A 24,682-nucleotide genomic window follows, 5' to 3' on the forward strand; every position below is an offset into this window, starting at 1 on the left:
CTGTGCCGTTGCACCTGAGCCAAAATCGTCGCTATTTTGTTCAATCAGACGGCACACCGTTTTTCTATTTGGGTGATACCGCCTGGGAACTATTTCACCGTCTCGATCGCAATGCCGCTAAGGTCTACCTAGAAAACCGAGCCGCCAAAGGGTTTACCGTCATTCAAGCCGTCGTTCTCGCAGAACTTGATGGTCTCAATACTCCGAATCCTTACGGACATACCCCCCTACAAGACAACGATCCAACTCGACCGCAAGCGGCGTACTTTCAGCATGTCGATTATATTGTGGATCTGGCGGCGCAGTTGGGCTTGTATATAGGACTGTTGCCAACTTGGGGAGATAAAGTCGATCGCAAGTGGGGAATTGGGCCCGAAATCTTTACGCCAGAAAACGCCCGAATTTATGGCGAATTTTTGGGCAGACGCTATCGCAATCGACCGATTATTTGGATTGTGGGCGGCGATCGTGATCCGGCCACTGAACAACAACTGGTCATCTGGCGAGCAATGGCAGCAGGGCTGCGGCAGGGGGATGAAGGGCAGCACCTGATGACGTTTCATAGCCAAAGCAACTCGGCCACTTGGTTTCATCAGGAGGATTGGCTGGACTTTAATTTGTTTCAGTCGGGACACGCCGCCAAGGATTTTCCCAATCATCAAACCACCGCGCACAACTATCAGCTATTTCCGGTCAAACCCACCCTTGATGGTGAGCCGCGCTACGAAGATATTCCAGTCCGATTTTGGGAAATTGATCAACCCAGCAACCGATGGCAAGGGTTGCCAATCGTTAAGCAACTGGCGCAGTATCAGCGGGGCGTGTTTGACGCCTATGATGTGCGACAAGCCGCTTATTGGTCGCTGATGGCCGGGGCGGCAGGTCATACCTACGGCAACAACAGCGTCTGGCAGATGTGGCAACCCGATCGTCCTTCCTTTGTGCCAGCCCAGATTGCGTGGCAAGAGGCCCTCGATCGACCGGGAGCGGTGCAAATGGGCTATGTGCGACGGTTGTTTGAGTCGCGGCCGTTCACTCGATTGGTTCCCGATGCAGCGGTGTTGATGAGTCCAACTGAAATCGGAGCCGCCTACACCAACGCAATGCGGGCAGAAGACGGCAGCTTTTTGTGGGTCTACACACCCATGGGAAATCCTGTGACGGTGAACCTTCAAGCCATTGCTGGCAACTTGGCAACGGTTCATTGGTACAATCCGCGCACGGGTGAAGCGCAGCGAATTGACGGACAGTTTGGCACGATCGCACCCCAGGGATTTGTTCCTCCCAGTCAGGGGCGCGGCAATGATTGGGTTCTAGTGGTCGATCGAACCGATTGTCACTTTCCACCCCCTGGACAAGCTCGTTATGAATTTTCGGATAGCTCTCCAAATTGCGAACGATAGCATTCTCATTGTTCTTAGGCAGGGCTATTGCAGCAAAAATGGGGCGATTGTGCGAATGGTGCGGCGAATTTGTAGCAGGAAGATTAGTTGACGAATTTGCGGCGACAGGGTGTTGTACAGTTCGGGTTCACGCTGCAACCGAGCTTCCAGTTCGGCATATTCGGCAGCCGTTAGAGGCCGACCGTCTACGGGCGATCGAGCCTCGGTGATAATTTCAGTACGCAGAATCTCTTCAGGAATATCATCAGGCGGCGGAAGTGCCAAAGCAGGAACTCCAGCGGTAGCAATCATACTGCTTAGCAACAGCCCAGCGCCAAGCCGACCATAGCTTGATCGACTAGGTTGAGCGGCGATCGGTTGGATCGCAGACCGTGAGATAGTTATTATATGCTCACTTACCAATGCTGACCTCGCTTTCTATATCAGCGTTGTTGGTTGCCTGAATTCCAAACAATCTACCCCAAAATCAACCAAGATGAACAGCTTACAGATCGCTAACCCGTAGGCACCCTAGAAGGCATCCCTGGTGGCCTTGAAGCATCCGTAAGCTGTCATTAAAACGTGTTAATAAAGGCAAAGGAACAACAGGTAAACACAACAGATATACAACAGGTAAATAAACGCTGCGCCCAAACTAGACGGTTCAGGTTGTTAAACCTATGGAGATGGAGACTCAGCCGGAGTCTCGACGGGGGACTCAGCCGGAGCATCAGCCGGAGCATCCGTTGTGCCGCCGCCACAAGCCGCTAACACAGACGACAGTCCTAGAACCAACAATAAACCGATTGCTTTCTTAGTCATGGTGTTTCCCTCTTAAACAGGTTGCAATCAAAAGGATAAACAGGTCGACGAGGAGCTAAACGACTAGAGGCAACAAAATCCCATAGTCAAAAAGTTGATCGCTAGCAAGCCGACTTCCAAATCCAGAAGATTTTAAAGGCATTTTTGCTTTACGTCCAACCTTGTGTTACGAGAAGCTGCGTGCTCATAAACACTTAGATAGTTTTAGCAGATTTAGAGATTCTTAGCGCATCTACACAAAGATAGGCTTACTTCACAAAATCTTGATAATTAATGCTGACGTTTTCTGAATTGCCATGGAAGCCTGATTCGCTCGGCACGATTCTATTGACCCAGGATACGCTTGAGGACACACTTGAGGTCAAAAACGAATTTACAATTATTCATGGATGGTGTTGCAGCGTAGAGTAACAGCGGCAGACATGAAACGAATTGTGTTGATTGCAGGATTTGAGTCTTTCAACGCCGATCTGTATCGGCAGGCAGCGGCCGCTGCTCAAGCTCGCTGTCCAGATCTGAACATTCATGTATTCAGCGATCGAGATTTAGCGGCGAATCCCGATGCCGTTGAGGCCGCCTTACACCGGGCCGATGTGTTTTTTGGCAGCCTGTTGTTTGATTATGACCAGGTGCTGTGGCTGCGATCGCGCATAGAATCCATTCCAATTCGGCTTATCTTTGAATCAGCGCTGGAGTTAATGAGCTTGACGCGATTGGGAAAATTTTCCATTGGAGATAAACCCAAGGGAATGCCGAAGCCCGTGCAGTTTATTCTCAGTAAGTTTGGAGGTAGCCAACGCGAAGAAGACAAACTGGCGGGCTATCTTAGCTTTCTTAAAGTCGGACCAAAGCTGCTCAAGTTTGTTCCAGTGGGCAAGGTGCAAGATCTGCGCAACTGGCTGATTATCTATGGCTACTGGAATGCAGGCGGTTCAGATAACGTGGCAGCGCTGTTTTGGTTTTTAGCCGAAACCTATTTAGGCTTAAGCATTGGAGACATCCCAGCGGCGATCGACACTCCCAACATGGGGCTGCTTCACCCAGATTACACCGGCTATTTCACCTCACCCAAGGCGTACTTGGAGTGGTATCGAAAGCAGAAGAAAATAGGGCAGGTAGGGGGGGTAATTTCTGCATCTTCTGCATCTTCTGCATCTTTCTCATGCTTTCATCCGCCCATTATTGGCATCCTCCTCTACCGTAAGCATGTCATCACTAAACAGCCCTACATCCCGCAACTGATTCGCGCCTTTGAAGAAGCTGGGTTAGTGCCATTACCCATTTTCATTAATGGCGTGGAAGGGCATGTTGCTGTGCGCGATTGGTTGACGACAACCTATGAGCAAGCCCAACGGCAACAGGGCACTGTGGAAACACCATCGCTGTCAGCCGAGGCGGTTACGGTTGATGCCATCGTGTCTACGATCGGGTTTCCGTTGGTGGGCGGTCCGGCTGGCTCGATGGAAGCAGGACGACAGGTGGAGGTGGCCAAGCGCATTCTTAGCGCCAAAAATGTGCCCTACTTTGTCGCGGCTCCGCTGTTAATTCAAGATATTCACTCGTGGACGCGGCAAGGCATTGGCGGGCTGCAAAGTGTGGTGTTGTATGCGCTGCCAGAATTAGATGGGGCGATCGATACGATTCCTTTGGGGGGGCTAGTGGGCGACACAATTTACCTAATCCCAGAGCGGGTCAAACGTCTGACGGGGCGGGTCAAACGTTGGATTCATCTGCGGCAAACGCCACCCTCTGAACGCAAAATTGCTGTAATTCTCTACGGGTTTCCGCCAGGCTACGGAGCAACCGGAACAGCGGCGTTGTTGAATGTGCCCCAATCACTCATCAAGTTTCTCAACGCCCTTAAAGAAGCGGGCTATACCGTAGGAGACATTCCTACCGACGGGGAAGCTTTAATTCGTCAGGTGAAGGAAGCGGATGAAGCGTATGTGGGTCACACCCCAGACACCAGTCTAGACGAAGCAGGCATAACCACTGTCACCGCGCAATCGTTAGAACAGTGGCTTGGTTATCTGCTTACTCATCGCATCAAAAAACAGTGGCATTCGTTAACAGCTAGCGGCATTCGCACCTTAGTGAATGGCGATCGACCGGAAGCATCTCAGTATTTGCTCGGAGGGGTAAGACTGGGTAATGTTTGGATTGGAGTACAGCCACCGCTAGGGTTGGCGGGTGATCCGATGCGGTTGATGTTTGAGCGCGATTTGACCCCCCATCCTCAGTATGCAGCTTTTTATCAGTGGCTACAAAACGAGTTTCAAGCCGATGCGATCGTTCATTTTGGAATGCATGGCACCGTTGAGTGGCTACCGGGGTCTCCCTTGGGCAACACGGGTTATTCTTGGTCAGATGTACTGCTAGGCAATTTGCCCAATCTTTACCTCTATGCTGCCAACAATCCTTCAGAGTCGATTCTGGCGAAGCGACGGGGCTATGGCGTGTTAGTGTCTTACAACGTTCCCCCCTATGGTCGGGCTGGATTGTATAAAGAACTGGTAGCGCTGCGCGATTTAATTAGCGAATATCGCGAAGATCCAGAAAAAAACTATGCCTTGAAAGAGGCAATTTGCAAGAAGATTTTAGATACCGGGCTAGAAGCAGACTGTCCTTTTCTCGATGCCAAACGGCTAGGCATAGAGTTCACCCCCGAAACGGTGCAGATGTTCAGCCAACAAGCGTTTGAAAACTACCTGGTGCACCTCTACGACTATCTGCACGTGTTGGAAAATCGCCTATTTTCATCGGGCTTGCACGTGTTGGGTGAACCGCCGAATCAGGAGGAGGTACAAAGCTACCTGCAAGCGTATTTGGGTGATGCCTGTCCCGATAGTGCAACGATCGCCGATTGGCAGTCATCGAGTCACAGCGGCAATCACCCCAACTTGGCTGAGGTCAAAGATATTTGCGATCGGCTCCAGCAAACCACCGATGAACTTACTAATTTGCTGCGGGGTCTCAACGGTGAATACATCCCGCCTGCACCCGGGGGGGATTTGTTGCGAGATGGACCAGGAGTGTTACCCACCGGTCGCAATATTCACGCCCTTGACCCCTATCGGATGCCCTCTCCAGCTGCCTATGAACGCGGCCGAGAAATTGCTCGAAAAATTCTAGCCCAGCATCAGCAAGAACATCACACCTATCCTGAAACCGTGGCCGTTATGCTGTGGGGGTTGGATGCGATTAAAACACGCGGCGAATCGATCGGAATTTTGCTGGAACTGGTAGGAGCAGAACCTGTCAAGGAAGGGACTGGAAGGATTGTCCGCTATGAGCTAAAACCGTTAGCTGAGTTGGATCATCCCCGCATTGATGTATTGGCGAATCTATCTGGTATTTTTCGCGATAGTTTTGTCAATATTATTGAATTACTAGATGATTTATTTCAACGAGCCGCAACGATTGACGAACCTATTGAGCAGAACTTCATTCGCAAACATACCTTAGAACTTCAAGCCCAAGGAGTTGAGAATGGAGCATCCCGATTATTCTCGAATCCATCTGGTGATTTTGGTTCGCTAGTGAACGATCGGGTTGTGGACTCTAACTGGGAATCGGCTGAAGAATTGGGTGATACCTGGAAAGGTCGTAACACCTTTAGCTATGGACGAACCGATAAAGGCCAGTCCCGTCCTGAAGTATTACAAGCATTGCTGAAAAGCACCGATCGAATTGTGCAACAGATCGATTCGGTGGAATATGGTTTGACAGATATTCAGGAATACTACGCCAACACGGGTGGGTTGAAGAAAGCCGCAGAGACACAACGCGGGAAAAAAGTCACGGCAAGTTTTGTGGAAAGCTTCTCCAAGGACACAACGCCTCGTCCGTTGGAAGCCTTGTTGCGTATGGAGTATCGCACCAAACTGCTGAACCCTAAATGGGCAGACGCCATGGTCAATCAAGGTTCTGGAGGGGCTTACGAAATCTCTCAACGAATGACGGCACTGATGGGCTGGGCGGGAACCGCCGACTTTAAGGAAAACTGGGTCTACGATCAGGCGGCTGATACCTATGCGCTAGATGCAGACATGGCTGAAAAACTGCGCAAAGCCAATCCGGAAGCCTTCCGTAATATCGTCGGCAGAATGTTGGAGGCACACGGTCGCGGCTTCTGGCATCCAGACTTGGAGAAACTAGAGAAACTTCGTGAATTGTACGAATTAGCTGATGAGGAGTTGGAAGGTGTAACGGCTTAACCACAAACATCTATACAGAAATACAACCAACAAGCGCACGGCTTGCTCAGTGCTCAACGTACACTGACGCAATATACCAATACTTTCAAGTATCCCTAGACACCCCATGTTACTTGAAAGGTGAATCGATTCCGCACAAAATCACGAGGTAACTTTCATACAAATTACCCAGAAAGGTGAAAACAAAAAGAATGCATCTTTCAAGCTGAATAGAAATTTCAATGATTTTGTGAATACCTAAACAAGAACGAGTGATTTAGAATTGAGTAAAAACTCACTCAATTTTAGATAGTAAAGAGTCAAATAGGACGGAACTAAATTCCAACTAACAAATAATACACATAGGTCTAATAACAGAATCAAACAATGATTAAGTTTTTATAAATTTAATTCTTAGCATAGAGAAATATTGATACTTGTTTATTGGAATTGTCCTGAGTCAGTAAACATTTCAATGAACTAGGAAGTGATTGAAGTAGATAACTAAAACCCCTAGTATAGTAGCAGCGCATAACCAGGTATGTATAACCTCACCAACTTTAGCCAGGACGACATGCTCAAGTGCGCGATCGCCTTGCGAAACATTGATTTAGGCGCTAAGAGCATGGAGGAAGTTGCTGATCGCATGGTGCGTTATCTTTATGAAAATCTTATTGATCAACAAACTGGAAAACCTGCTTGTGCGCTGGTGCGCTTTTTCAAAACTCACTCCTATCGCGATCTCCATCAATCGCTTCAAGAAGCAGCGTGTGATATTTTAGGGAGCCGTTCCATTATTCCAGCAACCAAATGTCTAACCCTTTTAGCCACAGCAGGCGATGAGCCACACTGGAATTCTCGTCATCACTCCACTGGGCACAAGGCAATTCCATTGATCGATCGCGATTTTATTGAAAGAGCACCTATGATTTCGCAGCTTATTAAACAATTTGGGCTTGAGGCTGAGGCCATTTTGAAGCCTGATCCCAAATTAATCCTTGATTTGCAGCGCACGAAGTTTAATGTGTTTTATGTACCCGATGCGTTAGGTAGTGCTCACATTCCTACTCAAAAAGACTTCGTAATTCCCTATCAAATTAAATCGGTGCTGGGGTTTGGTGGCATGTTACCGTCTGGAAACATTTTTGCCATCATCTTATTTAGCAAGACTTGGTTTCCGTATGACACCGCAGAACTATTTAAGTGGGTTTCTGCTTACGCTAGAATTGCTGTTGTTTCGTTCGATCGAGGCGCAATTTTCAAGGCTTAATTGAAATAGCTTCCTCGTATCGTTACAGTTATTGTCGCTTCCAACCAACAAAATTTAAACCTTTGAGTTTAGTGTTCCGGACGTTGGACAATTGTCTCCATGATTCGTCGTCTTGCTCCAGGTTCAATTCCAAACAAGCGAATATATTCGTCTCTGTGCGCCGCCAGGCAAGCTTCTAGGGTTGCAATCGCCTCTGACTCACTGTGAGTTTGAATGGAACCACAGCTTTGCCAAGATCCAGTTTTAAAGCGACGGCGATCGACATGTTCCATCCCAATTCGATACCCTTGTGCTACTAATTGACGTACTTGCTCAATCACCTCTGCACTTAATGGTTTTGTTGCTAGATGAGAACGATCGAACCTAGATGTAAACTCAGGTGAATAGCTGGGCTGCGTGTCTTTAAAGTGAGCTTCAAAATGAGCGTCTTTTGGCTGAGGTGTTTGAGAGTGAGACGAGTGTTGAACCCTGTGGTTTTGACTCAACCCGTTACTTTCAAAAGCGCGAAGGGACGGAGATGTGTCTAACTGAGCGCCATAGCGCTGTGCCGTTTGAGCTTCTGCCAAAGAACGATTGTAAGCGGCTGCCAGACGCAACTCTTGAATGCGTTGCTGTTCTCTGACCATTGCTTCTCCTTTTTCAAACAGGTGTTCCAAGCTGAAATCTGGTTTCTGGAAATTAGGCTTCTCTTTGAGATTTGCCAACTTCATTCCTACCTTGTCAAACCCTGTTTGTTCAATGAATGCTAAAACTTGTTCATCATAAATACTCGATCGCAGTGCTCCAAAGAAGTCGATCGATTGTCCTTCAAAATGATTGACTAACTGTTCCACCTGGGCGGCTGTTAATCCATCAGGTTCAAAAATGCCGCCCACAATTCCCAAGCGATCGTCTCGAGTGGGTTCCCAATAGAATTTCTCCATACGTCCATCTCGCACCAAGGGAGCATACAAAGTGCCAAAGTCATTACCAGTGACGATAATTGGCACACGCGGCAGGGGTTCACTGTCATAGCTACCCGGCAGTTGAACATTCGTTGGATTATCGGCAATATTCATCAGCGTGGCATTTACCAACTGGGTATTGACGGTGTATTGCGTCCCTCCGTCAATGCGACCTGCTCCCGCATCAATATCATTCACCATCAAGACAGACATTTTGCCATGCTTACGAATAATATCTGCCGCTTCTCGATAGCGTAAACGCACCAACCGCGAGGGATCACCTGCATCAGGGCTTTCCATTTCTCCAGCCGACATATGAACCGCTTCAACTTTCATTAAATTGAATACTAATTCACACTGAAAGGATTTACCTTCTCCCTTGTGTCCATGAATGCCTAAGAGGGTGTTTGAAAAGATTTGAGGTGTCAAATTTATGCCAACCGCCTCACCATAATCCGAATCATGGCAAGGTAGATCAAGGTTTCTGATGTCTCTGGTAATAATTCATAGTCTCTGACCAACCGTCTGCATCCCATTAGCCAACCAAAAGTTCGTTCTACCACCCACCTCTTTTTGAGCAAGCTAAAGCCTTTGGTTTGCTCAGGTCGCAGTACAACTTGCACAATCCAACGACAAACATCCATCACCCACATCAGAAAAGGGGCGCCATCGAACCCGCCGTCTACCCAAATGGTGATTAAGCGTGAAACCTTTTTCTTCATCCGTTTGACTCGTTTGAGGACACGTTTGCCCCCTTCGCGTTCCCCCAGGTTTGCCGCACTCACAAACACCCGCAAAACCAGTCCTAACGTATCCACCGTTAAAAATCGTTTGCGTCCTGTAATCAGCTTGCCTCCATCAAAGCCAACTTGTTGATGAACTCCTGCTGCACTCTTGATGCTTTGGCTATCGATGATCGCTTCTGATGGACTAGGATAGCGTTGCGCATCGATGCGAACCCACTGGTGCAACTGGTCATGAATGGAAATCCAGGTGCCGTCCAATCGCCAGTTGCGGAAGTACGTGTACACCGTCTGCCAGGCTGGGAAATCACCAGGTAAAGAACGCCAACGACAGCCTTCAACCAGAACATAGAGCATGGCATTGAGCACCTCCCACAGGTCAACGCTGCGAGGACGACCACCTGGCTTTGCTGCTGGAATTAATTCACTCAAAACCTCATATTGGGCGCGGGTTAGGTTACTGGGATATGCTTTACTCATCTGACTCACTCAGGGCTGTAGATATTTGCTATTCGCAGCCTACACTGAGTGAGCTTTTTTACGACCTTCCTGGCTTCTCAAACACCCTCTAAAATTAGCGGTACCTTAATACCTGGCAAATCCAAAAAGTTTTTAGTGATATGAACAGCTAGTTTATTGAGAAAACGAGGAGCAATGTAGTAAGCCATGGATTAAACACCAGCAGAAGAGCAAATAAAAATTGAAATCAGAGAAATGTTCAAGGCCAACAATGATAAGTTTCTTTCACACTAGGATTCACAACAAAATTTCATTTCAACAACTACGACAAACTCTATTTCTGGGTCATTGCTTTGAGATGCTCATAGGCAAAAGCTACTCTTAAGTAAGGTTACACAAGGTGTAGCCCGTCCTCACCGTTCAATGAACAACCAAGTGTTGACCAATTCGTTACCCAATTCTTCCAGTTTTGTAATGACGAACAAATCTAGTTCGATCAACTCTAGAGAATCTATTAGAGAATCCGTTCGTCTATTCTTTATCTACATAGCTTAATTTGTGGCAGTCTATGAAATAATCAGTCATACAGTTCTTAGCCTATCACGAATATGAAGGAGGAACGATCGCTTTCTGAGTCGGATCGGCATTGTTGCGAATTTAAACTATGGCTGGATGCGGCACATTATTTCTCAGCTACTGTTGACAAATTGCTTCACTTTGGGGAATCATAGAAAACGCGATGCGGGGCTATAGCGCAGTTGGTAGCGCACCTCAATGGCATTGAGGGGGTCAGCGGTTCGAATCCGCTTAGCTCCATTGAACGAGACGTTGGCGGAGACAGATCTGCGTGTAATTGGAAGCAGCGAGACGTGTTTGAGACATGTTTCAGAGTTGCTTTACACAACCACTTTGTCAAGACAAAGTGGTTGTGGCTCAGAAGTCGATGAACCCGATCGACAACGCGCGCAGTTTTTCTAAATCCTGATCGCTAGCCTTTATCCTGTCTCCTCACCGCCTACCTCTGGAGAGGGTTGTGAAAAATCGCAAAATCGCTTTAGAGTTTTCTGTTAGTTTTGGGAATTTGCTTTTACTGAAACTTCTTTCACCCCTCTATTGAAGCTATGCAACTAGGTTCTTGGTATTTGGGCGATCGGCAAACGCAGTTTACGGTGTGGGCCCCTCTGAAACAGGAAGTGTCCTTACACCTGGTTGAACCAGCAGACAAACTGGTTCCCATGCAGCGGAACGAACAAGGCTATTGGCAAGTCACGACAGAAGCAGAACCGGGAACGCGCTACGTCTATCAATATGATGGCGACCAAGAATTTCCTGATCCAGCCTCCTACTTACAGCCTGAAGGCGTTCATAAAGCCTCAGAAGTAGTGGATCAAGGGGCATTCAACTGGACAGATCAGGCGTGGCAGGGCATTCCTCTCGAAGGGATGGTGATCTATGAACTACATGTGGGTACTTTCACAGCAGAAGGCACATTTGAGGCCATTATCGATCGCCTGCCAGACTTGAAGGAACTAGGCGTGAATACCATCGAAATTATGCCAGTGGCTCAATTTCCAGGCGATCGCAACTGGGGGTATGATGGCGTTTTTCCCTATGCAGTACAAAATTCCTACGGCGGTGTGAATGGGCTGAAAACATTAGTGAATGCCTGCCATGAAGCAGGAGTTGCTGTAATACTAGACGTGGTCTATAACCACTTAGGTCCAGAGGGCAATTACCTCTGGTTCATGGGCACTTATTTTACAGACAAATATAAAACGCCTTGGGGCAGCGCTATTAATTACGATGATGCCTACAGCGCTGGGGTACGAGAGTATATTGTCCAAAATGCCCTCTATTGGTTTGAGCATGTGCATATTGATGCCTTGCGACTAGATGCGGTGCACGCTATTTATGATTTTGGTGCACGGCATATCATGCGAGAAATTTCCGAAGCCACAGCGCAACTTTCAGGTACGATCGGCCGCAAATTTTACTTAATTGCCGAGACTGATCTGAATGATCCCCGCCTGATTCGTCCTATCAGTGTGGGTGGCTATGGCATTGATGCGCAGTGGTGCGATGATTTTCATCACATCATTCATGTACTGCTGACCGGGGAACAGCATGGCTACTATGAAGACTATGGCGCATTCAACCAACTGGTCAAAGCCTACGAAAAAAGCTACATCACCACCTGGGACTATTCGCCCCACCGCCAGCGCTACCACGGCGATGATCCCAGCGATTGCCCCCCAAAGCAATTTGTGGTGTGCATTCAGAACCATGATCAGGTAGGAAACCGCATGTTGGGCGATCGATTCTCGACCTTAATTTCCTTTGACGCGAAAAAGCTGGCGGCGGCAGCCCTGTTACTGTCTCCGTTTGTACCCATGCTGTTTATGGGCGAAGAGTACGGCGAACCCAATCCCTTCTTGTATTTCGTTAGCCATAGCGATCCCGCTCTTGTTGAAGGGGTGCGCCAAGGCCGCAAGCAGGAATTTGCAGCCTTCCATGCTGATGGTGAAGCCCCCGATCCCCAGGCGGAGGATACCTTTCAACGGTCTAAGTTGCAGTGGCACAAGCGACACGAAGGACACCACAAAACGCTGTGGCAGTTCTACCAAGCTCTGCTGAAGCTACGGCAAACCTCACCAGCTCTAGCTCATGCAGCGCTCGATCGCCAAAGCTACGAAGTGACCGGGATAGAAGAGCAGAAACTATTGCGACTGCGACGTTGGCAGGGAAGTCATCAGATGTTAGCTTTCATGAACTTTAATCAGCAGCCAGTTGAGATGACGATGGCGTTGCCACTGGGAACTTGGAAAAAAGCGCTTGATTCGGCTGATGCTCGTTGGCAAGGACAGGGGTCTACCTTGCCTGATGTGATGCCAACCACACGAGACGCCACCGTGTCCCAACAATCCTTTTCGATCGCGCCGCACAGTGTAGTAGTCTACCTGAGTGAGTTATAAAAAAACGGGGTGGAATGAACCATGCCCACCCTCCGCAACTGAGTGCAAGTGGCGGCCCTCGGAGATGTTTTTATAATGACATCTCCATTTTTGCTACAAACTTGAATCAAGGTTGCACAGATTTGCTTCAGTTTCTTCTAACTGTGCGCTAGACTACTAGAAATTCTGTTTGAGTCAGTGCTTTTCTAAACATTAACACAGCTCGATCGAGTGTTTCCTGCATCTGTGGCTTGCTGAAGAAGGGTGCTGATGGGTTCGCGGCTATTACCGTGCATCTTTCATAGCTAGGGGCAACGTTACGATATCTGATAGTGAGTCAATTTGAGTTTGAACATCCTGGATTTGAACGATCGTCTGTTCCCTGCAATTAGAGATTAGCTATGCCCCAACAAACCAGACTTTTAGAAATGGGGTTCGACTCCATGCTAAAAATATTAACGAAACATTAGCAAAATATTAAGTAAGAACTAACAAAGGGGTGACATCCCTCTTGCCGAAGCGATCGGCTTCAGAGCGACAATATAGCGACTCTAGCGACTCTTATGCAGATGAGCTTGATCAAAGCCCAAAGACAACGATTGAGAGCGATTGGCAGGTTGCTCCAACGTCTCATTTTCTACCGTCAAACGGGTGAGCCAGAGTATTTGAATGACCTCGATCGACGTGGGGTTTGTAACAAAGGTGGCAACCTCAGCAACCTAGTGTTTTACAAACTGTTGCGTTACGCTATCCCTAATCTGCTCAATTCAACTTGATCCAGACCTACCCCCCAATCCCATCATGATGCAAATTCCTCTCGCAACGTACCGGATTCAGTTCAATGCAGGCTTTAACTTTCAAGACGCAACAACCATCATTCCGTATTTAGCCGAGCTAGGAATTTCTGACCTTTATGCGTCCCCAATTCTCACAGCCCGCAAAGGCAGTACTCACGGCTATGATGTCGTGAATCCTCAAGAGATTAATCCAGAATTGGGAGGAACAGAAGACTTTGAGGGACTGGTGGCGACACTAAAGCGCTATGAGATGGGCTGGGTGCAAGATATTGTGCCAAATCATATGGCGTTCAGCAGCCAAAATCATATTTTGGTCGATGTGTTGGAAAATGGGCCAGACTCACAATATCGCAATTTCTTTGACATTGACTGGAACCATCCCTATAACGGCATCAACGGTCGGGTTCTAGCTCCGTTTTTGGGTAAGTTTTGCGGTGATTGTTTGGAAAGCGGTGAACTGAAACTGCGCTATGACCAAGCAGGAATTTCTATCAATTACTACGATCAAAGTTTTCCCTTGCGAATTGAATCCTACAGCCACATCTTGATGTATGACTTGTCCCGGCTGCGGGAGCAGTTAGGGCGCAATCACCCTCTGTTTATCAAGCTGCTGGGGGTGCTTTACATGTTGAAGTACATTCCTTCAGGGGCAGAAGGACGAGAGCGCTACGATCAAATTACCTTCATCAAGCGCATGTTGTGGGAGCTTTGGAACGAAAGCGCTGAGGTGAAGGCGTTTATTGAACAGAATATCGAAACGTTTAACGGAGAAGTGGGGAAGCCGGAAAGCTTTAATCTGCTTGACAGTCTTCTAAATGAGCAGTTTTTTCGCTTGGCCTATTGGAAGGTGGGAAACGAAGAACTGAACTATCGGCGCTTTTTTACAGTCAATGATTTGATTTCGCTGCGAGTGGAAGACCAGAAGGTTTATGACACAACCCATGCCTTCATTTTGCAACTGGTACAAGAAGGTAAACTGACTGGACTGCGAATTGATCACATCGATGGACTCTATGATCCCGCTCAATATCTCAGCCGGTTGCGCGATGGTGCGCCTGATGTGTACCTCATCGTCGAGAAAATTCTGGAAGCGGACGAAGAACTGCCCCTGAACTGGCCGATTCAGGGAACTACAGGCTACGACTTCATGAGTCAGGTGAATGGTTTATTTTGTCAGCAAGCGAATGAATCAGAGTTTGATGCAATCTATCACCAATTCATTGGCAAGTTTGTGGATCTGGAGAAGTTAATTGATGAAAATAAACGCCTGATTATTGGCAAACACTTGGCGGGTGATATTGATAACTTAGCCCACTTATTGAAGCAAATTGCCGATCGCCATCGTTATGCTAGTGATTTCACCATGTATGGTTTGAAACGGGCCTTAGTAGAAATTTTGGCGGTGTTTCCGGTCTATCGTACCTACATCAGCCGTGAAGGAGCCAGCAAAGCCGATCAAGAGTGTATGCAGTGGGTAGTGCGTCGAGCTAAGGAGAATCTGCCCGATTTTGGCAACGAGCTTTATTTCATCGAAAAATTCTTGTCGCTAGATTTTGATGATCACCTCAGTCAGGAGGACGAGAAGCTGTGGCTGCATTTCATCATGCGCTTGCAGCAGTTTACGGGGCCATTGATGGCGAAGGGCGTTGAAGATACGGTGTTTTATGTCTATAACCGTTTAATTTCACTCAACGAGGTAGGGTCTTCACCGGCTCATTTTGGTCTGTCGATCGATGATTTCCATGCTTTCAATCAGATGCGATCGTCTCACTGGCCCCACGCCATGAACGCTACGGCCACTCACGATACCAAACGCGGCGAAGATGTGCGGGCTAGGATTAACGTGCTGTCGGAAATGCCGCAAGAGTGGGTAGATTGCCTGAAACAGTGGCATGAAATCAACGCTGTGCATAAGGTAAAAGTCGGCAACATGAGTGCACCCAGCCGCAATGATGAGTATTTCTTTTATCAATCTTTAGTAGGAGCCTTCCCCTTTCATGAGGCTGACTATGCCAATTTTGTGCAGCGAATGAAGGAATACATTATTAAAGCAATTCGCGAGGCGAAAACCCACACCGCCTGGATTCGCCCCAACGCAGAGTACGAAGATGCGTTTATGCAGTTTATCGATCGCACCTTGGATAATTCAGCCAAGAATCCGTTTTTGGAAGCGTTTCGCCCGTTTCAACGCAAAATTCAGCACTATGGGGTTTTCAATTCGCTGTCTCAAACCCTGCTGAAACTGACAACGCCCGGGGTTCCTGATTTTTATCAAGGGACGGAACTATGGGATTTAAGCTTAGTCGATCCCGATAATCGCCGTCCTGTGGATTTTGATCGTCGGCTAGAATACCTTAAAGAAATTAAAACTAAGGCGCGATCGAAATCCAAAAAAGGCATTTTGACCTACATTGAAGAGTTACTGAAAACCCCAGAAGATGCTCGCTTAAAGCTATTCTTGATCTATCGCACCCTGCAAGCTCGTCGCACCTATGCTGAGTTGTTTCAACGGGGCAGCTACGAAAAATTGACTGTGTTGGGCAGCTTGAAGGGACATGTAGTCGCTTTTACTCGGGAACTAGGAGACCTGCGGGCGATCGTGGTGGTGCCGCGGTTGCTCACAGAACTGGTTAAAGCAGGGGAATATCCGCTGGGCGAACAAGTTTGGCATGAAACCCGAATCTTGCAACCACCTGGCTCTTCGGCTGTGCTGCACAACGCGATTACGGGTGAAGAAATTCAAAGTGAGGAAACCCTGTGGCTCAAGGAAATCTTTGCTCAATTTCCAGTGGCGTTGCTGGTAGGTAAGGTGGAGCAGCCAGCTTAATTTAGGTTATCGTGTCAGATCTCACTGGCATCAACCAAAGATCCCCGCTAGGGCAGTTCGCGAACTGCCCTAGCCCGTGACTTTGGCTCATCTCTGGAATAGCTATAAACCTAGCTGCAAATTTTGTGAGCAGCAGGTTAGCCGAAACGCAAACCTCGGACAACCTGCCTTAATTGGAAATCAGACCAGTGTAGTCATACCCCGGTTAATGATCTCGATCGCCCGATCGATTTCAGCCGCGCTCACCGTCAGTGGAGGCACAAACCGTACCACCTTTGGTCCGGCTGGTACCAGCAACAGCCCTTCTGCCGCCGCTGCTTTAACAACATCCGCCGATACAAGTTCAGTGTCGCCACTCAGCACCAAGCCGTTGATAAGTCCCCAACCCCGAACTTCACTGAAGTGCTGAGAATACTGCTGCACGATCGTTCCCAAACCCGATCGCAGTTGCTCGCCCCGTGCTTGCACATTCGCCAACAGCCCTTCCTGTTCCAACGTTTTGCACACTGCTAGCGCCACCCCAGTTGCAAAAGGATTGCCACCAAAGGTACTCGCGTGATCACCTGGTTGAAACACATCACAAAACGACTTACACAACATAGCGCCGATGGGAATACCGCCGCCTAGTCCTTTTGCCGAAGTGAAAATATCAGGTTCAATGCCCAAATTTTCGTAGCCCCAATAGTGCCCGGTACGGCCCATACCTACCTGCACCTCATCAGCAATCAACAAAATGCCCTTCTCGTTGCAGATATCGCGGATGCGCTGGAAATACTCTAAGTTCCCTGGACGCACACCGCCTTCACCCTGCAACGCTTCCAGCATAATTGCCGCCACTTGCCGTTCATTGCCATCTAGCAGCGCGATCGCCGCGTCTAGGGCTGTAATGTCGTTGTACGGAACATAGTAGAAACCCGGCATCAGCGGATCAAAGTTCTTCTGGTACTTGGGCTGTCCAGTGGCGGTGATGGTGGCTAAGGTGCGGCCGTGGAAGCTAGCATGTGCCGTAATGATAATCGGGCTTTGAATTCCCAATACAGTATGCGCATACTTCCGAGCTAGCTTAATGGCACCTTCGTTAGCTTCGGCTCCAGAGTTGCAGAAAAACACGCGATCGGCACAGGAATGCTCTACCAGCCATTTGGCCAGTTCTCCTTGCTCTTGGGTGTAATACAGATTGGAAACATGGTGCAGCTTCTGAATTTGCTGCGTCACTGCTGCAATCATAGCCGGATGCGCATGTCCCAAGGTGCAAGTGGCAATTCCAGCTACAAAGTCTAGATACTCTCGCCCATCCGTATCCCACACGCGACAGCCCTCTCCCTTTTCTAGGGTGATGGGATAGCGTGCATAGGTTGACATGACATAGTGATCAAAATCTGCTGGCGAAATTTGTAACGGAGCAGTTTCTAGAGTGGGTGGTTGGACAAGGGTTTCTGGACTCACGAGATACGCCTCCAAACGGGAAGTCGAAACAACAGGTTGCAATATAGAGAGCTACCGGAATCTAAAAAATTGTTCAAGTTCAGCGACGATCGACAGGAAGTTATGGCTTTTTTTGATTGAGTATTTGATTTTACGCCAGCTTTCCTATGGGTGTTGTAAATAATCAAAGAAGTTTTGGCATCTCACTCGCACCATTTGCAAGTTAGGCTCAATGTGAACCATTTCTGATCATAGAAAAATCCTAATTCCAAAATGAAGATATTTGGAGGAATGTCAGGATTTGATTAACAATCCTTCGGGCAGTGGTTGTGAGAACGCTGCTCTCGCCATGCCGTTGGGTTTAGCCCTCACCCTCAATCCCTCTGTTTCCTCTAGCCCTTATCCTTTGCTGCTTGCTTCTCATGCTTTTCCTGAAGCCACTGCCCGATCGCTCTCGGTAAGGGGGCGCGGCGACGGCTTTGGCGATCAATACAAACATGCACGGTTGTGGCTTGGGCGCTGGGTTTGTCTAATGTAGGCCGATTGGCCAGGGAGTCATCGATCGGAAATAGAGTATAAGACAACTGAAATTTAGTGTCTGTGACGACGGTAGGCGTCAGATGAATAGCATATTGTTCACCGCAAAACATCGGGCGCAAAAAATCCACGTTGGCGTGAACGATCGGAATGGCTACAGGGTTTCCACTGAAAAACTCCTGCAATTTAACTCCTGCGGCTACCAACCCTGCCTCATAGGCTTCGTGACACATTGATAAAACATTGGCAAAATAGACAACGCCTGCTGCATCCGTATCTTGAAACCGAACTGTGCGATGATAAACAAAAGGAAACTGGTACATTTGATCTTAAAAAACTACTCGCTCATTGATTGTTGTTCTTGAGTCTTCATTCGTTAGCCTTTTCTGATCTACTCATCTCGTTTCTCCTATCCTAGAGTCTTCACGCACCCGAACGAAGTCACCATGTCTTCCACTCCAGAATTAGCTGCGCGATCGCGCCTTGCCGAACTACGGAAGCTGCTGCAAAAAGCCAGCTATGAATACTATGTGCTGGATGCTCCCACAATGCCCGATTCTGTCTATGATCAGCTTTATCGAGAACTGCAAAACCTGGAACAGCAGTATCCAGAGTTGATTACCCCCGATAGCCCCACGCAGCGAGTCGGCGAAAAGGCAGCGACGCGGTTTACCTCCGTTCAACACAATATTCCCCTTTACAGTCTGGAGAATGCGTTTAATCTCGATGAGTTTGCGAGTTGGCAAGAGCGCTGGCGACGGGTAGCCCCAGAGGTGGAGTCATTTGAGTACGTCTGTGAACTCAAAATAGACGGCAATGCTTTGGCGCTCACATATGAGCAGGGGATTTTAGTGAGAGGGGCGACGCGAGGAGACGGCATGACCGGAGAAGAAATTACCCAAAATGTCAAAACTATTCGATCGATTCCCCTGCGGCTCAATTTAGAGAATCCACCGTCGATCGTGGAAGTACGGGGCGAGGCGTTTCTGGAGTTGGATGTGTTTAAACAAATTAACCAAGAACGCGAGCAATCCGGAGAATCGTTGTTTGCCAATCCGCGTAACGCTACAGCGGGAACCCTGCGACAACTGGATTCACGGGTGGTGGCTAAACGGCGGCTAGCTTTTTTTGCCTATACCCTGCATGTAGTGGATGAGGCGATGGGGGTTGAAAACCGGGAATCGGAAGGTGGGGAGACTTTACAGGATACTGAAGCGCAGCTTTCCCTGTTAACCACCTTCGCGTCGCCTCAGCACACGGTTCTAAAACCAGAACATGCCACACGCCAAACGCCGCAAACGCAGTGGGATTGTCTGGAACTTTTGCAAAACATGGGCTTTAAGGTCAATCCCCATCGTCAACTCTGTCGATCGCTGGAGGAGGTGGCTGCATACTACGATCGTTGGTCTACGGAGCGGTTGCAGTTGCCCTATCTGACCGACGGGGTGGTAGTCAAGCTCAACTCCCTGACGCTGCAAGAGCGGCTTGGCTTTACGCAAAAGTTTCCACGCTGGGCCATTGCCCTCAAGTATCCAGCCGAAGAAGCGCCAACAGTAGTTGAAACGATCGATGTCAACGTGGGTAGAACTGGGGCAGTGACACCGATGGCGTTTTTGCGACCAGTGCAGTTGGCGGGAACTACGGTATCACGCGCAACCCTGCATAACGCCGATCGCGTAGCAGAACTAGACATTCGCATTGGCGATACGGTGGTGGTGCGTAAAGCTGGAGAAATTATTCCCGAAGTGGTGCGGGTGCTGCCTGAATTGCGTCCAGAAGCTACGCAACCCTACCAAATGCCGACCCATTGCCCAGAATGCGGTCAACCGCTGATACGCGAAACCGGAGAAGCCGTGATTCGCTGCGTCAATTCCTCCTGTCCGGCAATTTTGCGCAAGGCGATCGAACATTGGGCTAGCCGAGACGCCATGGACATTCGCGGCCTAGGAGAAAAGTGGGTGCAACAGTTGGTCGATCGCAACCTCATACACACCGTCGCCGATCTGTATGACCTCACCGTAGAGCTACTGATGCAGATCGATCGTATGGGGCAAAAGTCTGCGCAGAATCTCGTAGACGCGATCGATCAATCCAAGCATAAGCCTTGGGCGCGAGTGCTGTATGGCTTGGGCATTCGCCACATTGGCAGCGTCAATGCGCAGGTCTTAGCTGATCACTTTCCGACGGTTGAGGCACTGGCAGCCGCAGAGATTGAAACGGTCGCCTCGGTGTATGGCATTGGCACAGAAATTGCCCAATCGGTGCACCAGTGGTTTCGGGTTCCGGCCAATCAAGCGTTAATTGAGCGGTTGCGATCGGCAGGGGTGCAGCTAGCGGGTGAATCTCACCGATCGAGTGCGTTAGAACCACAGCCCCTCAAAGGCAAAGTGTTTGTGATTACTGGAACGCTGCCTAACTTGACCCGCGACGAGGCTAAAGCCCTAATTCAAAAAGCAGGTGGCAAAGTTACTAGTTCTGTTAGCGCCAAAACTAGTTATGTAGTCGTGGGAGCAGAGGCCGGATCAAAATTGGCCAAGGCAGAAGAGTTAGGAATCACCCAGTTGACCGAAGCCGATTTGCAAAAACTCATCGCATCGTTAGAAGAGAGATCACCCTAGCCTGGATGGTTGACAGCTAGAGTGGACTTAACTCTCCTACCTTGGTGACATCCGGTTATGAATTGCGAACCCTTCGCTGTGTCCCGGACTCGACGATCACCTGTCTCTCATCGATCGAGCGATCGATCCGTACAACCTCTGTGCCCTCCTGGCATTTTTGCACAAGGCACGGTCAAACAATCCCAAAATGGGAACATATCTACCAAAGCTGGGTTCAACTTCCAGCGACTCTTATCGCGACTGGTCAGCATTGGAATTTTGCCCATCATTCTCACGGCTGGTTCAGCGTTGGGAGCCGAACGCATTACGTTGTCCTATGGCGCTGTTGAACGATCGATTGCTGTCAAATCCCTAGCTGCGTATGCTGAAGAGGGCACAGTATCTAGCGACCTCAAAGCCTACACTCGTTTTTTCAATGATCAGCAGCTTGCTACTCTGCGGCAATTTCTCTCGACTCGTGCGGATCTTTCAGCAGTGGCGGTGGCGCAGTTTCTTTACACTGACCAAGGCGAGATGCTGCTGGAACGCTTGGGCAATGTGGTACGCACCGAGTCTAATCTTTCTGGCTTCTATGCCATTCGATCGGCTTTGATCTTGGCGGCGGCCGACGAAACCGAAGGATTAACTGTGCTGAATGTGCTGAAGCAATTTCCGTTATCCCGGGTTCGGGTAGATTTGGTACAAACGCTACGAATTGTCGGAGATTTAGAAGAACTGATTCGCCAAACGCAAGATGCCGTGGCGTTAGTTAAAGAGCAGTCTGCCGCAGAGGCCTACCTCACGTCGTGGATTGATTTTTCGTCTTTGCCAGATTTGCGCCAACCTGGTTCGTTTCCTTGGCAGCGGCGAACCCTTGGGTTGTATGATCCACAGCGCAATCGATCGTTTCCCGTTGATATTTATTGGCCGCAACTGAACACAGCGTCCGAGCAAACGCCCGCGACAGCAGCCCCAGTCATTGTTATTTCCCACGGACTTGGCTCCGATCGAGGAACATATGCCTACTTAGCGCAGCATCTAGCTTCCTACGGCTTTGTGGTAGCAGTCCCTGAACACCCTGGCAGCAATGCCCAGCAGCTTCGAGCGCTGATTTCAGGACAAGCGAGCCAAGTGACGGAACCGAATGAATTTATCAATCGCCCCTTGGATATTCAATTCCTTTTAAATGAACTCGCTGAGTTGTCACAAACCGACCCAACCTTAGCAGGGCGGCTCAATTTGAACCAAGTGGGCATCATTGGACAATCCATGGGTGGATATACCGGCTTGGCCTTGGCCGGAGCACAAATTAACGTGGAGCAGTTAGAGGCAGATTGCACCACTGACACCTTAAATCTGTCGCTGTTACTTCAATGCCGTGCCCTCAATCTTCCTCAACCTTTGCCAGATCTGCGCGATCCTCGCATCAAAGCGGTTTTGGCCATCAACCCGATCGGCAGCAGTCTTTTAGGTGAAGCCGATTATGCCAACATTCAGGTTCCAGTCATGATAGTGAGTGGTACGGCTGACACGATCGCCCCTGCCCTGCCCGAACAAATTCGTCCCTTTACTTGGCTGCAAACGCCCGAACGATATCTGTTGCTTCTACAGGGAGGAACCCACTTCTCATCGATCGATGTTCCTGATCCAGAAGCCTCACTGTCTCAAGGAACACTCGTGCAGTTACCGTCTGAAGTGGTGGGGCCCAATCCGCAAATTGCCCATCTCTACCTTCAGAGTATCGGACTGGCTTTCTTGGGTCTGCATGTGGCAGGTGACTTCACTTATCTGCCGTATTTAGAGGCATCCTACGCCAGATATATTGCCGAGGCCTCGCTACCAATCAGCCTGGTGCACGTGCTGACCCCCGATCAACTCATGAAAGCCATAGAAGAGCAAACGATCGAGCTGGTTTTGCCTAGTACCAGCGCCACGTTACGCCAAAGGGATGCTGAGACGAAGCCCTAGTAGCCCAAGTATGTCTTCGAGAGGTATCTGACTAGACGGTTGAGGCGATTCGTGGGCACCGCCGCATCGATACTCTCGTTTGCTAGCGAAATTCCCAACATGGCCGCAAAGTCCTCATCCGACATTTCGCCCGCCTGGTGTTTCTGAAACGCATCAACGACAGTTAATAATTCGTCTGCCGAGAACGAAAAGCCATTTTGGGCTGCAAACTCAGCCACGATCGGGGCACGCTCTCCCAGGGCTTCGGACTCCGCCGGGTCTAACTCAGTCTCGCTGCTGATATTACCGTCCCCAACACCTAGCAAATTCTCTAGCTGTTGCTGCAACGCTTCATCTTCAGCCGTTCGTTGCATGAACTCTAGCACTGTCGCAGTTGCCATACCAAATACGCTCTATTCGATAGGTCGCCAAAATTATATCAATCCTACTTGCAAACACCGATTAACAAAAGCTGAAGTTCTATCAAAAGGAAGAAAGCTGCGCAAGACTCGTTCAACTCAAAACCAGCATGATAAAACGAAAAAGTTCCATCTAAGGGCCGAGTCAATCGAAGGTGGCGATGGCAGAGCGGGGAGTTGGAGGATTGTTCCCCAAACAACCTTGCCCGGAAAGTTCAGCAATAGTTGAGGGTGCACGATGACTGTAATCACCTATTTGTTATACGGTGACAACCGGACATATCAGTTGGAACTCGCTTTTAGTGTGCTATCCGCCCTGCGGTTTTTGCGCCATCAAGCCGACTGTACCATTAGCGTGATCAGCGATCGAGACGACATAGGCTTTGATTTACCAATCGATCGGATTGGTGTATCTGCGCAGGAAATTGCAGATTGGACTCAAGGCGGAGTTTATCCTCATCGCGCCAAGATTCTTGCTCTAATGAAGGCGATCGACCATTATCAAGCACCCACCGTCTTGATTGACACAGATACCTATTTTCTCAAAAATCCACTGGAATTATTCCAGTTTATATCACCTGATGCATCACTCATGCATAACTTTGAATGTACGATCGGAGATCATCGGCTTTGGCAACCTATGTTCAACTCGTTAGAACCGGAAAAGTTAGAACAGATATATCAGACAACTAGTAATGACATCCAAATTTCCCCGCAATTGCCGATGTTCAACTCTGGCGTAGTGGGAATCGATATCAGCCATCGATCGCTTCTAGACCAGGCACTTGCACTTCTCGATCGGTTTTATGAAGTCTTTCCCGTATTTAATACTGAGCAATTTGCTTTAGGAGTCGTCTTGAGCCAAGCCACAAATCTATCGATTTGTCCGCATTTGGTTAAACACTACTGGGGATATGAGCGACGCTTTATTCATACTCAATTAGCAGATTACTTGCAGAATTACTCAATTAATTATTTAGACACCTTTTTGGAGACATTGCCGAACTTAGAAATCGGCTATCCGCCCAAGCCATGGAGGGCTAAACTGGCTGCACGATGCTTGTCTCTATTGCACGGATGGAATCAAGACTATCGCTTTGCTTACTTGGCATATCGCAGTGCTTTGTACTATGCCAAAACTAACGTTCCCTATGCCAACATTTGGGCACAAATTGCCCGTCGATCGATCGATCTTTGCTTAGAAAAACACCCTGAACTGCAAGCAACCGATCGGAGTTTTCAAGCTTTTCAAACACAAACACAGCACTACTTCCATGAATTTAGTCCCACGAACATCAGTAGGTTGAGGTGGATGCAACCCAATACTCAACAGCAGTGGCAGACGCTTTGGCAGCTACGATCGTAA

The 24,682-nt window shown here is 48.7% G+C and carries 16 protein-coding genes, 1 tRNA gene and 1 pseudogene; 10 read left to right on the forward strand and 8 right to left on the reverse strand.

Annotated elements, in window-relative coordinates; translation table 11 throughout:
• Positions 1–2: 2 nt before the first annotated feature.
• Entirely contained in the window at positions 3–1,403 is a 1,401-nt protein-coding gene (locus tag OXH18_RS04745) for a glycoside hydrolase family 140 protein (RefSeq protein ID WP_268611264.1), read from the forward strand.
• Between the two features lie 24 nt (positions 1,404–1,427).
• On the opposite strand, the gene OXH18_RS04750 is transcribed toward OXH18_RS04745, so the two are convergent.
• Complete coding sequence (locus OXH18_RS04750) at positions 1,428–1,805, reverse strand: hypothetical protein (protein ID WP_268611265.1); 378 nt, start codon at positions 1,803–1,805, stop codon at positions 1,428–1,430.
• Between the two features lie 255 nt (positions 1,806–2,060).
• The gene (locus OXH18_RS04755) at positions 2,061–2,204 is read right to left on the reverse strand and encodes a hypothetical protein (RefSeq protein WP_268611266.1); all 144 of its coding nucleotides are present in this window, start codon (positions 2,202–2,204) and stop codon (positions 2,061–2,063) included.
• 422 nt (positions 2,205–2,626) lie between these two features.
• On the opposite strand from OXH18_RS04755, the gene bchH reads away from it, so the two are divergent.
• Together bchH and OXH18_RS04765 are read left to right on the forward strand one after the other, a co-directional pair.
• Entirely contained in the window at positions 2,627–6,421 is a 3,795-nt protein-coding gene (gene bchH, locus OXH18_RS04760; RefSeq protein ID WP_268611267.1) for a magnesium chelatase subunit H, read from the forward strand.
• A 520-nt stretch (positions 6,422–6,941) separates the two neighbouring features.
• Entirely contained in the window at positions 6,942–7,670 is a 729-nt protein-coding gene (locus OXH18_RS04765; RefSeq protein ID WP_268611268.1) for a hypothetical protein, read from the forward strand.
• Positions 7,671–7,738: 68 nt separating this feature from the next.
• On the opposite strand, the gene OXH18_RS04770 is transcribed toward OXH18_RS04765, so the two are convergent.
• The 3 genes and pseudogenes from OXH18_RS04770 to OXH18_RS25605 all read right to left on the reverse strand — a co-directional run.
• Positions 7,739–9,049: a ribulose bisphosphate carboxylase small subunit gene (locus OXH18_RS04770; protein WP_390904378.1), complete on the reverse strand. Its 1,311-nt coding sequence runs from the start codon at positions 9,047–9,049 to the stop codon at positions 7,739–7,741.
• Positions 9,046–9,837: an IS5 family transposase gene (locus OXH18_RS04775; protein WP_268607476.1), complete on the reverse strand. Its 792-nt coding sequence runs from the start codon at positions 9,835–9,837 to the stop codon at positions 9,046–9,048. The genes OXH18_RS04770 and OXH18_RS04775 overlap by 4 nt, the downstream gene beginning before the upstream one ends.
• A gap of 89 nt (positions 9,838–9,926) precedes the next feature.
• Positions 9,927–10,025 (reverse strand): annotated as a pseudogene (locus tag OXH18_RS25605) (AAA family ATPase); the annotation flags it as partial.
• A 534-nt stretch (positions 10,026–10,559) separates the two neighbouring features.
• Here OXH18_RS25605 and OXH18_RS04780 point away from each other — a divergent pair.
• The 4 genes from OXH18_RS04780 to treY all read left to right on the forward strand — a co-directional run bounded on the left by OXH18_RS04780 (position 10,560) and on the right by treY (position 16,391).
• Positions 10,560–10,632, forward strand: a tRNA-Ala gene (locus OXH18_RS04780).
• A 305-nt stretch (positions 10,633–10,937) separates the two neighbouring features.
• A complete protein-coding gene (gene treZ / locus OXH18_RS04785; protein ID WP_268611270.1) occupies positions 10,938–12,788 on the forward strand; it encodes a malto-oligosyltrehalose trehalohydrolase in 1,851 nt (616 codons plus the stop codon).
• 548 nt (positions 12,789–13,336) lie between these two features.
• Positions 13,337–13,543 (forward strand): hypothetical protein, encoded by a 207-nt coding sequence (locus tag OXH18_RS04790; protein ID WP_268611271.1) that lies wholly within the window; start codon positions 13,337–13,339, stop codon positions 13,541–13,543.
• 28 nt (positions 13,544–13,571) lie between these two features.
• Positions 13,572–16,391 carry a malto-oligosyltrehalose synthase gene (gene treY, locus OXH18_RS04795; protein WP_315874677.1) on the forward strand — a complete coding sequence of 940 codons (2,820 nt, stop codon included), beginning with the start codon at positions 13,572–13,574 and terminating at the stop codon, positions 16,389–16,391.
• Between the two features lie 180 nt (positions 16,392–16,571).
• On the opposite strand, the gene OXH18_RS04800 is transcribed toward treY, so the two are convergent.
• Together OXH18_RS04800 and OXH18_RS04805 are read right to left on the reverse strand one after the other, a co-directional pair.
• On the reverse strand, positions 16,572–17,837 hold the full coding sequence (locus OXH18_RS04800; protein ID WP_315874626.1) for an aspartate aminotransferase family protein: 1,266 nt from the start codon (positions 17,835–17,837) through the stop codon (positions 16,572–16,574).
• Between the two features lie 371 nt (positions 17,838–18,208).
• Positions 18,209–18,676 (reverse strand): acyl-CoA thioesterase, encoded by a 468-nt coding sequence (locus OXH18_RS04805; protein WP_268611273.1) that lies wholly within the window; start codon positions 18,674–18,676, stop codon positions 18,209–18,211.
• A gap of 123 nt (positions 18,677–18,799) precedes the next feature.
• Here OXH18_RS04805 and ligA point away from each other — a divergent pair, with 123 nt between their 5' ends.
• Positions 18,800–20,971, forward strand: a complete 2,172-nt coding sequence (gene ligA / locus OXH18_RS04810; protein ID WP_268611274.1) for an NAD-dependent DNA ligase LigA — start codon at positions 18,800–18,802, stop codon at positions 20,969–20,971.
• Positions 20,972–21,049: 78 nt separating this feature from the next.
• On the forward strand, positions 21,050–22,918 hold the full coding sequence (locus OXH18_RS04815; RefSeq protein ID WP_268611275.1) for an alpha/beta hydrolase: 1,869 nt from the start codon (positions 21,050–21,052) through the stop codon (positions 22,916–22,918).
• Here OXH18_RS04815 and OXH18_RS04820 read toward each other — a convergent pair.
• Positions 22,915–23,298, reverse strand: coding sequence for a hypothetical protein (locus OXH18_RS04820; protein ID WP_268611276.1), 384 nt, complete (start codon positions 23,296–23,298; stop codon positions 22,915–22,917). The two genes, OXH18_RS04815 and OXH18_RS04820, sit on opposite strands and share 4 nt — an antisense overlap.
• Before the next feature lie 256 nt (positions 23,299–23,554).
• On the opposite strand from OXH18_RS04820, the gene OXH18_RS04825 reads away from it, so the two are divergent.
• Positions 23,555–24,682 carry a hypothetical protein gene (locus tag OXH18_RS04825; protein WP_268611277.1) on the forward strand — a complete coding sequence of 376 codons (1,128 nt, stop codon included), beginning with the start codon at positions 23,555–23,557 and terminating at the stop codon, positions 24,680–24,682.

This window comes from Thermocoleostomius sinensis A174, from assembly GCF_026802175.1.
In the GTDB taxonomy this organism is placed as follows: Bacteria; Cyanobacteriota; Cyanobacteriia; order Elainellales; family Elainellaceae; genus Thermocoleostomius; species Thermocoleostomius sinensis.